Here is a 10334-nt window from a genome sequence, read left to right as displayed (position 1 = left end):
CGCCAGGCCCGGCAGCACTTCGCCGGGCCTGGCGTCATTTATTATTCGCGTAACGATTCCGATGTCACCACTCCGGCTGGTACATAGGATTGGACGGATCGTCGGTATCTCCCATTATACAATCTGAAAAAAACTCCAGACTAAATCCTGAAGTGGCTAACTGCATCAATTTACGCTGCTCATCCGTTAAATTCGCTGTTGGGTCGAGTTCTTCTGCTGAAACAGCATCATCTGCAGAAACTGGCGTTGAGCTGATGGTCATGTCGCTCATGATAAATACCTATTTCAGGAACTCTTTTTGGGTTTCCAGTAGAGCTTCTATCGTCGACGACAATACCTTGGTCAGGTTATTGAAGATGGTATTAGCCTGGCTTAATTTTTCTGACATAACTTGTGACTGGCTTTCTACTGTACTGGACATCGTGTTCATCGAGTTTTCCCACTCGTTAAACATACCGCTGCTGATAGTGGCAGATTCATCCGCGCCGTGTCCTTCAAAATCCCAGGTCGATGCGGGAGAAACATAAATATTCGCTTTATCTCCTCCCGTCCCATTCATATCATATGCCTGGTCTATAACAACAACACTTTCTGTAACATGCACACTAGTATTACTATCACCAGCATCACTATTAGTTTTTGCTGGATCCAGCATTGACGTTGGAATCAAAAAACAATCATATTCATGATAATCTTCAGTGGCCGTTGATGTTATGAGTGTATAGCCCTCCGGGATATAAAATCCTTTATCGCCTATTTTGCCTTCAGGGACAATAACCATCTCCTTAGACGTTGGAATAATAGAATATGATTTATTCCCCCCTGTATTTCCAGAATATCTTGGATCGACAAGAGGTAAACCAATCTCAGCTGCAGTGGGAGCTTCAGCCGAAGTCGATGATCCGGCGTCTGAGAGATACCCCAACAGGCTAAACGTTGCCTCTTCGGCATCTCCTACTGGCTGGAGATCAGGGTAGACATACAGGGTATAAGTACCATCAGCCTCCATTACCAAATAAAGTCGACAGTCCTCTTCTGGAGGTTCATTAAGATTAGCAACCGAATCGGCTACCGTAATATTATCTATATCATCTCCAGGGTTACCTGTATTCATTTTCCCATCAGATCCTGCCTCTTCATGCGTTGCAATAACAAGCTGATCGGTTAACTCCAGTTGTGTAGCCCAATAATAGACTCCCTGGGCATCTAATCCGCGGATAGCCACAGGTCCGCGTTCAGGATAGGGTCCGGAAGTCGTTTCAGGGTTAATGGGCGTCAGGTTGATATTACCGTTAGCATCATATATCCCCCACCCAGCAATAATAGCGTCAAGTTCATCTAGCACGCCACCGACATCGATTTTCATTTTATCTTCATCGCTGGAGATATATGTCACCATCCGCGCTTTAAAGCTGTTAACATCATTGAGAAATTCAACGCTTTGATTAGCAAGATCGGTATATACATCCATATAATCCGTTTGCAGCCCAGCAAGCTCAGTACTAACATCCGCATAAATTTCCCAGTCACTCTCGGGATAATTCACCCCATTGCCATGATCGTTATCATTTGACCAGATAGAGGTGCTGAAATCGATATCATCATCAATCTTGCCATCACCGTCCTTATCCATGTTTTTGTCGAAAGTGATGTCCCAGAGTGACCCCCCAGCAGCGGAGTCCTCTAAAGATTCTCCCACGCTCTTTTCGCTTGAAACACCAGTGCTCATGAACCGAGAGAGAGACGATTTCAATACGGCCTGTGCAGGAGCCGTATCGATAAGGATCCCTTTGTTGAGCAGCTGATGATACTGTTCAGAATAGACTGCCAGTTTTTCTGTCAATATATCAATTACCTGCTGGCGTCGCGTACCCGTTTCTGCAGTGTTGGCAGTTGTCGAAGCTTGTACCACCTCAGGCGATGAAGAAACCGCATCCGTGGTTGTACATAGAGTTGAAAATGAAATTTGTCCTGCTGTTGTGATACTTGTAGACATCGTATCTTTCCCTGAAAGGTGTGCAACGTTTTAGCTACCTGACATCCCGGCAAGCGTATCCTGAGATTGCACATAATGAAGCAATTGTATGTTGCTGGTAATTGCAAGTTTCTGCATCGCGTTGTGCTTATGTACCGCAACCGTACAGACTGAACGCTTGAGAAGGTTTGCAATCTCCTTTACCCGCATGCCTCGTGCATACAGGCGAATAATTTCGAGTTCTCTCGAAGTTAACTGGGACTGCTGTTGAGCATAACCAGTAGTTATATCCGTCTGTTGGATCCGCGGAGAAGAATAAAAGCGCTTTGCCACCAAATCAGATAATGCTTTTGGCAGACAACGTTCCAAATCATCTTTCTTGCTGATTAACGCGTGTACCCCTGACGCCCGGAGACGGCGGAGCGTGGGAGTAAACGTGTAGTTTTCACTTACCAGCGCAATCAGCTTGAGTTCCGGTGCTACCTTTTGAATTCTCGAGATATAGTGACTGGCATCATTATTATTTTGACAGTCAAAAGATACATCAACAATCAACACTAAATTTTTATCATCACACTTGCCTGATAACGCGTGAATCAATTCATTTCGCGAATGAGTTACAAATGCAATATCCGCATACCCGGCAAGCAAGCTGCGTAATCCTGTAATAACAATCGGTTCATCACTGGCAACCGCAACGGAGAGTCGGGAATGTAGGAATTTATGGGACATACTCGATTCCTTCTTGTGCAAACGCTAATCAATCCTTAATTAGCTAAAAATAAATTATTTACGATAATTTCATGCAGGGCAACGCAACTCAAATTATTTATTCTAACTTTAGAATTAAAAACACATTAAATCATTTCATTAATGAATGGCTTTATACTCATTTATCACATTTTTAATATATTTATGTGTCTCATTAAACGGAGGGATTTGATTGTTATACTTTGAAACGTTCCCCTCTCCCGCATTATATGCGGCCAGAACCAGTTCGGGATTACTTCTATAGCGTTTCGTCAATTCCGAGAGCAAATAAGTGCCAAGATGAATATTCATCTCAGGATCAGATAATCTATGCTTTTCGAGAGAATAGCCCAATGCTAAAGACAGGCGATTCGCTGTATCAGGCATCAATTGCATTAAACCCACAGCGCCTTTTGCCGAGATAATGTCCGGATTAAATCCGGACTCAACGGCCATAACCGCCTTAACGAGATATGGATCGACACCATACTGCCTGGCATAGTGGCCGATAACCTTATCGTAACGACCGTTTGCCATCTGTGTCGTAAACTGACGCCGCGGTGAGGAACGTGATATGCGAATGGCGGAATTGGCTTTCGTGGCCTGCCAGCGTTGCACGGCATCATTTTTAGCGATAGCGCAACGCCGCCCCTTGTTTGATGTTCGTTGCTGTTCGACATACATGATTCCCTGAGCATCTTCATAACACCACTGCGCTGCCATCGCAGGAGGCATGAAACAACACAGTAAAACAAATATACTATGGCGCATTTCCATCCCCTTCCTTGTTTGTTTCCGCATTTTCTTTATCGCATTTAACATCAACCGCCATCTCTCCTGGCGCGTCATTCTGAGGAATATCATCTTTCCATGCTTGTTCCATCTGCTCTAGCCAGGTCAGTAAGCGCATTATTTCATCAATACTGCTGCTATCAATAAAAGTATAAATTTTTGCCGTCTTAAAAATTCTTCGTGCCAGCGAAATATTGCGAATAACAGGGATATTGTTTTTTTCCGCGAAAGCAATAACCGCAACAGCACGAGAGTTTTTCTCGACAACTGAAATAAAAGGCAAGCCAATTACCGTGGGATTAAAATAAATTCCCAATGCGATATGCGTCGGGTTAGCCAACACCATTTTTGAAGTCAATATATTTGCTTTAGTCTGTTCAGAAAGCAATTCACGATGCAACTGCTTACGCGCGCTTTTAATGTGTTGATCACCTTCATTATTTTTATACTCTTGCTTTATTTCTTGTTTGGTCATCATCAAATCTTTAATATATAAATAAAAATCAACCAAAGCATCAAACGCCATAATAATTAAAAACGGCAACAAGGTATAACAAAAAAGCAATGGCATCAGCCCACGCCACACATTAATAAAATGCTGGATCCCGCCAGTCGGTATAGTAAATAATCGAGCATGATATTTTATAATAAAAACACTAAACCCAGTGAGTGCCATCCCAAGATACAAAATAGCTTTTACACTGTCTTTCAGCCCCCTGATACTGAATATTTCTTTAAATCCTTTTATTGGATTAATAGCATTCAGATCCAATCGAATCGCCTCCGACGCCATTTTAAAACGTGTTTGTATCAATGTCATCAGTGCCGAAGTGAAAACAGAAATCAGGGCAATACCAGAGATAATTTTAAACGCTGTTGTAAATACCAGTCGCGCATATTCTCCCGTTGATAGCATGAAACCACTACTGACGAATAAATCGAAATAAAATGTCAACTCCCTCGCATTGATGGTCATCCATACAAAAGATGAGACCGCAATTAACGTAAGTAGCCCTACAAAATCTCGGCTAAGAAACATCTGTCCCTTTTTAGCAGAATCCTCTTTCTTCTTATGTGTTGGCTGTTCTGTTTTTTCTTCACTCATTATACTTAACTCTTCGGTAAAAAATCACTCAGTCGTAATCCTGCCAACTGGGTGATAAGTAATGGTGTTAAATAAATCAACAGAACCAAAATGGCGATAACACTCTTTAACGTTAATGCGACAGAAAAAGCATTCAATTGTGATGCGAAACGTGAAAGTAAACCAAGCGCGCATTCTGTGACAAATAAAGCGACGACGATAGGCCCTACCAAAATTAAAGCCTTCAGCATTAACTCATTAACAAGATGAACCACTTGCAATGCTAATGCTTTATCAAAGTGAAAGGATTGTGCTACCGGAAATATTTGATAACTTTTTTTTATCGCCTCACAAAGCGTAACCATTCCGCCACTTAGCATAAAAGTCGCGCCGTAGAAATAGTTCATAAAACTGGCGAAAACAGAAGTTTCAACCCCTATACCTGGATTCATAGTACTACTAATAGTTGCTCCGCGTTGGTTGTCAATGACCTCACCTACCACCAAAGCAATCCAGAATGGCACTGACAGGCAAATACCGCATAGTAAACCAATAATCGCTTCCCGAACGATAATCACCATTGGTGCCGCCGCCGACGCCAGTGGAAACTGTACACTCAGCAGAGGCAAAAAACCAAGAAGCATAAAGCACGTAATCACATTTTTGGCTAACATGCCCCCTAGCACCTGGCTGTTAAACCAGGGTAAGAAAAATGTTATTGGCAGAAGTCTGGCCATCCCGATAACAATCAACAGGATATATTCATGGTAGAGCACATAAACATTCATAGGCGACTCATTAGGGTATCTGGAATGCCAGGGCCAACACTTCGGCAGAGAAATTTTTCAGGCTGGAAACAAACCAGGGTGCAGTCATAAAAAGCGCGGCACATACTGCCAGCAATTTAATACCAAATGGCAAGGTCTGTTCCTGGATATGAGTAATTGCCTGAAGAATGGCCACAACTATCCCCACCACCGTTGCGACAATAACCGGAACTGAAGATAATATTAAGACCATATATAGTGCTTTATTGCCTATATAAAAGATACCATCCATTGTTATCCCGCCGTTTTCCATAACGCTGCGTACTGCATGACCATGCCGGTCGCAATCTTAGACCAGCCATCAATGGCAACAAAAAGTACCAATTTTATTGGTAATGATATTGTTACAGGACTCATCATCATCATGCCGAGAGCCAGTAATACGTTGGAAACTAACAGATCCACTACAATAAAAGGAAGATAAACATAGAAGCCTAAAACAAAGGCGCTTTTTATTTCACTCAGCGAATAAGCCGCTAACAGCGTAAATAACGAGCTATTTTCAACTGTTGGTTTAACCCCAACAACCTGATGATCATCCGTTACGGGATATTGCTGCTGATAGATATTACTAAAAAATGTAAGGAGTTCTTTATCAGAAAATCGGTATAAATAATTTTTATACCCAGAAATGCCGTTATCGATGAAGTTTTGCACTGACTCAACATTGTCGAAAGAGACACCTTCCTGGCGATAATATTCATAGCCCTGCAGGGCAACTGGCGACATGACAAAAGCAGTTAATAGTAGTGAGATACCATTCAAGGTCATATTGGATGGCGCCTGCTGTAAGCCTATGGCGTTGCGTATCAATGAAAAAACAATAGAGAATTTAATAAAACACGTTCCGCCCGCAATGAAAAATGGCAAAAGTGTCGCAAGACTCAGAATCCCTACCAGACCAATGCTGTTATAATCCGTCATAATTTCATCTCACAATGTGTTGTAAACTTCCTCTATTTCCACCGCCAGGCGATCATTCAGTAAAACAAGTTCTCCCTTTGCTAACTTTTGTCCCTGAACCCGGAGTTCAACATCAACTTTATTGTCTCCCAGACCAATCAGGGCATCTAATACATCGCCGGTTTGTATTTTACTAATTTCTGCTAATGTCATGGTTGTTTCACTGAGTACAAACTCAATGTTTAGTTTGAGTCCATCTGCCGCCCATAACTTATCAACAAGAGCATTATTTATTTGACTATCCATAATATCCTCACTTACAGTAAAACTGTGTTGTTCATATTGGATCGCACAATATTCTATGTTTCCGACATAAAGGTAAATCTGAACATTTGTAATCCACAAGGCATCACCAATGGCCAAATTTTCGATATCACTCACAGGTAACGATGTGAATCCGAGAGATACTTTGATGGGACAAAGCAAATGCTGGCAATCGTTTACTGTTTCCGTAACCAGCACATCTAATGAGGTTAGGGATGTTTTTGGAAACCAAACAAAACCAGCATCATCACCGGCACTGTAGAATTTTTCATGCAGAGGAATCTGACATTCTGGGTCCTCAATAACAACTTCAGCAATAGGTGCTGAAAACCACTCAGTCCCCAAGGAGAGATTAAATAACAGCTCACCGTACAATGTAGAAATAAATTTGTTTCCCATCTGCTGAACAGAAAATCGAGCATCCTGCATGCCATATTTCTGCAAAAGCGTTTCTGCAGAGACAAAAAAACATATCTCCGTTCCGGCGTGAACACCGCTACAGCGAATGAATGCTCCCTGCATTCGTTTCTGATTTGTCAGCAACGCGATAGAATTGCGTGCGCAGTACTGCATGATCAGGTTTTCTGTGACATCCAGGTGCCGTAAACACGAAAGAATGGTATTCACGTCTCCTCCTCTTCGTCATTTAAAACATCCTGGTTTGCCTCATTCTGCTGCTGTGAGTTTTGCTGATTCTGTAGATAGTCATTCGCCGTCGACACGGCACCATCTACACGCAATCCGTGCAAAGGATATTGCTGTTGGAAATTTACCAGCTGTTGTTCAGTTTCAATGTCCGATGGCATAATTTGTATTTGCGTATCAGATTTATTCTGTGCGTGTTCTATGCGTACCTGGGCCGTTTGTTGAGTAGGAAAGGTCCAGCTCACTTCGGTCACATTCGATTTCGTGTTTACTGCAAGCGCTACATCTTTGGCAGACTTTAATTGCTGCTGAATAACTGTCTCCTTTCCGTGTTCTCCAGATAATAGCTTTTCCGTTACCCATCCAGATTCAACGATAGCCTTGTCAGGGACTGGCATTGCAGACAGAACTGTTACCTCTGAAGATTCATTTTTTTTCTTATCAGATTTCTGAGTATTCTCTTGATGTTGCGGAACCGCTGCGGTAAAAATTGCTGCCGATCCACTGTGGATCAGGGCTTGTTCCTTTAATCGCCCTACATCAACGCTGGCATGTTGGCTAATATTCCCTGCGGAAATACGTGTCGGCACATTAGATACAGACTTATTGCCCGTACTATTCGTTTGTAGCTGCTGCACGAATCTGGCCGACAGAGACGATGATAGCGTTTCCCCGGCTAATATTACCGATACCGCAATCTGGTCAGTTTGCTCGGTGCCCTTATCTCCTTTTTTCTCATCTTTGTTACCGTCAAAAGTCTCAATCTTAGTATTCTTTTTCCACTTGGTATCAGTATCATTCAATAATTTCTGAATAATGCAATCAATAGATTGCACACTGTCACAAGAACCTATGTTTTCTGATAAATGCGCTTCTACTGATGATGATTTTATATTTTCCATGCAATACATTCCTCTATAGAATATTCTTCCAGAGCAATTTTTTTGACACTACGCAGGCGTTTAACTTTTTGTTGGCATAAAGACCACTTACGCTTTTTTCGTTCATAGCTGGCGCGTAATTGCAACAGACGCGACTTTTCATCTTCTTGTTCATGCTGACTTGCAATTAATTCATCTTTTTCCGAATCCAGACGATATAAAACTGAGAGCAGCAATGATTCTTTTCTTTTAATAGCATATATATTGTCTTTCGTTACTTCACTTTCGGTAACTCCATGCCATAAGGTGATGATACAGTCATTAGTCTCCTTATGACCTTCAGCATTAGCAATCAGCAAATTTTTTAATCGTTCAATTTCGCGTTCAATACGTGTCACTTTCAGAACAAGGCTATCGCAGTACGTTGAATACAGATTTTCCATACTTTTATATGGCATATAGTGACTCCAGCATTTGTGTAAATGATGTTTTATCTTCCATCTTTTGCTGGAGAAAATTCTTTATAATGTCAGTTTTCCCAACAATTTTATCTGTGGCTGGATTTTCACCCGGTTGGTATTCACCTAATTCAATCATCAGCTTCAACTCGTCCAGTTTTGACAAGTAATTTCGAAATAAAGATGCAGCTTCACGCTGCTCATCAGATGATACTGCACGCGTTACACGACTGACGCTACGTAATACGTCAATTGCCGGATAATGCCCTGTACCAGCCAGTTTTCTGGAAAGATAAATATGCCCATCGAGAATCGAGCGCACTTCATCACCGATGGGGTCTACTTCCTCTTCTTCTTCAAGCAGTACCGTATAGAACGCTGTAATGCTGCCGAATTGAGTTTTACCACTTCTTTCCAGGATTCGTGGCAAATTATCAAAAACAGATGATGGGTAACCGCGTCTTGCAGGCATTTCTCCAGCGGAAAGCGCGACGTCACGAAGCGCACGGGCATAGCGTGTCATTGAATCAATCATCAGCACAACATTCTTGCCGGCATCACGAAAATATTCAGCAATAGTGGTGGCAATAAGCGCTGCATTCCGCCTTTCGACAGCGGGCCGATCAGAAGTAGAATAGACGACAATAATTTTATCACGCTTATCCTCCGGGATCCCTTCAGCTAAAAACTCGGTAACCTCCCTGCCTCGTTCACCAACCAGTCCAATAACGTAAACATCTGCAGATGAATGGCTAATGATCATTGTCATTAAGGACGTTTTTCCGGCCCCAGCCCCAGCAAAGATCCCCACACGTTGACCTATACCGCAAGTTAATAACCCGTCGATAGCTCTGACACCTGTCGCAAATAAGCTATCGATTGGCCGCCGCTCACTGTAATCTGGTGGAGATTGCATAATGGTTCGAAACATCGGTAAAGATGCGTTGTCAGGGGGTGGTGACGCAAAACGTTCACAAATCTCGCCTTGTGCATTAATAACTGTACCCAGCGTGTCCATCGATACTGAAAGAGAAAAAGCAGTACCGTCCGGAACAATAATATTGGAACATGAAATACCATCAGATCCGCCCAGCAGGCACAGCACAGCATTGCCCTGGCTAAAACCGATAGTCTCTGCTTGTCCAATGACACGAGGATCGCTCAGAGAGCGATAAATACGACATCGTTCCCCAATAAAAGTATGGCGTAACGGTGCAGTAATGATCGTCCCCTGAATCGATGTTATCCTGGCGTTACAATCAAAAATATCACTAAGCAAGATTTCCTGCATTATTTTAGCGCCTGGCTAAATTCATCTACAAGCTCATAAAACTGGTTCAATACATCCGCCAATGACTCACCTTGTTCAATTACATTTTCACTTAAAAATACTCTTAAAACAAAACTTCCATCATCTTCAACTAGCTGTAGCTGGCCTGTAATACTCCAGTCACAAGTTGCAACCAATGATTCGATAAGTTGTGGAGCAGCATTTAATAAGGCATGGCTATCATATTTTGCAACAGCACTCCAAAGAACCACAACACCGTTAACAGTACTAAACATAATTGATGGTTTTTCACCAAAACTAAGCTCGATTGTGGAATGATGATCTATATCAGAGATCAACGATGGATCGCATCCCATTACCTCAAGCGCCTGTTTGAGAATATCTACAATTTTTGAAACATCCAT

The 10334-nt window shown here is 42.2% G+C and carries 13 protein-coding genes; all 13 read right to left on the bottom strand.

The genetic code is table 11. From position 1 onward, the window contains the following. Positions 1–64: 64 nt before the first annotated feature. The 13 genes from FDX03_RS11180 to FDX03_RS11120 all read right to left on the bottom strand — a co-directional run bounded on the left by FDX03_RS11180 (position 65) and on the right by FDX03_RS11120 (position 10334). Positions 65–271: a hypothetical protein gene (locus FDX03_RS11180; protein WP_115601884.1), complete on the bottom strand. Its 207-nt coding sequence runs from the start codon at positions 269–271 to the stop codon at positions 65–67. A gap of 9 nt (positions 272–280) precedes the next feature. Then, positions 281–1996 (bottom strand): IpaD/SipD/SspD family type III secretion system needle tip protein, encoded by a 1716-nt coding sequence (locus FDX03_RS11175; RefSeq protein ID WP_137345941.1) that lies wholly within the window; start codon positions 1994–1996, stop codon positions 281–283. Positions 1997–2026: 30 nt separating this feature from the next. Further along, complete coding sequence (locus tag FDX03_RS11170; protein WP_101742616.1) at positions 2027–2707, bottom strand: response regulator transcription factor; 681 nt, start codon at positions 2705–2707, stop codon at positions 2027–2029. A 138-nt stretch (positions 2708–2845) separates the two neighbouring features. Further along, entirely contained in the window at positions 2846–3496 is a 651-nt protein-coding gene (locus FDX03_RS11165) for a lytic transglycosylase domain-containing protein (protein WP_115602404.1), read from the bottom strand. Further along, positions 3486–4622, bottom strand: coding sequence for an EscU/YscU/HrcU family type III secretion system export apparatus switch protein (locus FDX03_RS11160; RefSeq protein WP_116359909.1), 1137 nt, complete (start codon positions 4620–4622; stop codon positions 3486–3488). The genes FDX03_RS11165 and FDX03_RS11160 overlap by 11 nt, the downstream gene beginning before the upstream one ends. Before the next feature lie 5 nt (positions 4623–4627). Then, the gene (sctT, locus tag FDX03_RS11155) at positions 4628–5389 is read right to left on the bottom strand and encodes a type III secretion system export apparatus subunit SctT (RefSeq protein WP_137345940.1); all 762 of its coding nucleotides are present in this window, start codon (positions 5387–5389) and stop codon (positions 4628–4630) included. A 10-nt stretch (positions 5390–5399) separates the two neighbouring features. Beyond that, complete coding sequence (gene sctS, locus FDX03_RS11150; RefSeq protein WP_101742613.1) at positions 5400–5660, bottom strand: type III secretion system export apparatus subunit SctS; 261 nt, start codon at positions 5658–5660, stop codon at positions 5400–5402. 2 nt (positions 5661–5662) lie between these two features. Continuing rightward, a complete protein-coding gene (locus FDX03_RS11145; protein ID WP_116359908.1) occupies positions 5663–6352 on the bottom strand; it encodes an EscR/YscR/HrcR family type III secretion system export apparatus protein in 690 nt (229 codons plus the stop codon). A 9-nt stretch (positions 6353–6361) separates the two neighbouring features. Further along, positions 6362–7282: a FliM/FliN family flagellar motor switch protein gene (locus FDX03_RS11140; protein ID WP_137345939.1), complete on the bottom strand. Its 921-nt coding sequence runs from the start codon at positions 7280–7282 to the stop codon at positions 6362–6364. Further along, positions 7279–8202: a hypothetical protein gene (locus FDX03_RS11135; RefSeq protein ID WP_137345938.1), complete on the bottom strand. Its 924-nt coding sequence runs from the start codon at positions 8200–8202 to the stop codon at positions 7279–7281. The genes FDX03_RS11140 and FDX03_RS11135 overlap by 4 nt, the downstream gene beginning before the upstream one ends. After that, entirely contained in the window at positions 8190–8639 is a 450-nt protein-coding gene (locus tag FDX03_RS11130; protein WP_116359905.1) for a hypothetical protein, read from the bottom strand. The genes FDX03_RS11135 and FDX03_RS11130 overlap by 13 nt, the downstream gene beginning before the upstream one ends. Beyond that, a complete protein-coding gene (sctN, locus tag FDX03_RS11125; protein ID WP_116359904.1) occupies positions 8629–9930 on the bottom strand; it encodes a type III secretion system ATPase SctN in 1302 nt (433 codons plus the stop codon). The genes FDX03_RS11130 and sctN overlap by 11 nt, the downstream gene beginning before the upstream one ends. Next, a complete protein-coding gene (locus FDX03_RS11120) occupies positions 9930–10334 on the bottom strand; it encodes a hypothetical protein (RefSeq protein ID WP_137345937.1) in 405 nt (134 codons plus the stop codon). The genes sctN and FDX03_RS11120 overlap by 1 nt, the downstream gene beginning before the upstream one ends.

It is taken from the genome of Citrobacter sp. wls827 (genome assembly GCF_005280875.1).
In the GTDB taxonomy this organism is placed as follows: domain Bacteria; phylum Pseudomonadota; class Gammaproteobacteria; order Enterobacterales; family Enterobacteriaceae; genus Citrobacter; species Citrobacter youngae.
This window is presented reverse-complemented; position numbering and strand designations above follow the sequence as displayed.

Excerpts from the sequence above, each read along its gene's own strand:
- FDX03_RS11145 (WP_116359908.1), bottom strand. The coding sequence starts at position 6,352 with ATGACGGATTATAACAGCATTGGTCTGGTAGGGATTCTGAGTCTTGCG.
- sctN (WP_116359904.1), bottom strand. The coding sequence starts at position 9,930 with ATGCAGGAAATCTTGCTTAGTGATATTTTTGATTGTAACGCCAGGATA.
- FDX03_RS11165 (WP_115602404.1), bottom strand. The coding sequence starts at position 3,496 with ATGCGCCATAGTATATTTGTTTTACTGTGTTGTTTCATGCCTCCTGCG.
- sctT (WP_137345940.1), bottom strand. The coding sequence starts at position 5,389 with ATGAATGTTTATGTGCTCTACCATGAATATATCCTGTTGATTGTTATC.
- FDX03_RS11180 (WP_115601884.1), bottom strand. The coding sequence starts at position 271 with ATGAGCGACATGACCATCAGCTCAACGCCAGTTTCTGCAGATGATGCT.
- sctS (WP_101742613.1), bottom strand. The coding sequence starts at position 5,660 with ATGGATGGTATCTTTTATATAGGCAATAAAGCACTATATATGGTCTTA.
- FDX03_RS11160 (WP_116359909.1), bottom strand. The coding sequence starts at position 4,622 with ATGAGTGAAGAAAAAACAGAACAGCCAACACATAAGAAGAAAGAGGAT.
- FDX03_RS11175 (WP_137345941.1), bottom strand. The coding sequence starts at position 1,996 with ATGTCTACAAGTATCACAACAGCAGGACAAATTTCATTTTCAACTCTA.
- FDX03_RS11130 (WP_116359905.1), bottom strand. The coding sequence starts at position 8,639 with ATGCCATATAAAAGTATGGAAAATCTGTATTCAACGTACTGCGATAGC.
- FDX03_RS11170 (WP_101742616.1), bottom strand. The coding sequence starts at position 2,707 with ATGTCCCATAAATTCCTACATTCCCGACTCTCCGTTGCGGTTGCCAGT.
- FDX03_RS11135 (WP_137345938.1), bottom strand. The coding sequence starts at position 8,202 with ATGGAAAATATAAAATCATCATCAGTAGAAGCGCATTTATCAGAAAAC.
- FDX03_RS11120 (WP_137345937.1), bottom strand. The coding sequence starts at position 10,334 with ATGGATGTTTCAAAAATTGTAGATATTCTCAAACAGGCGCTTGAGGTA.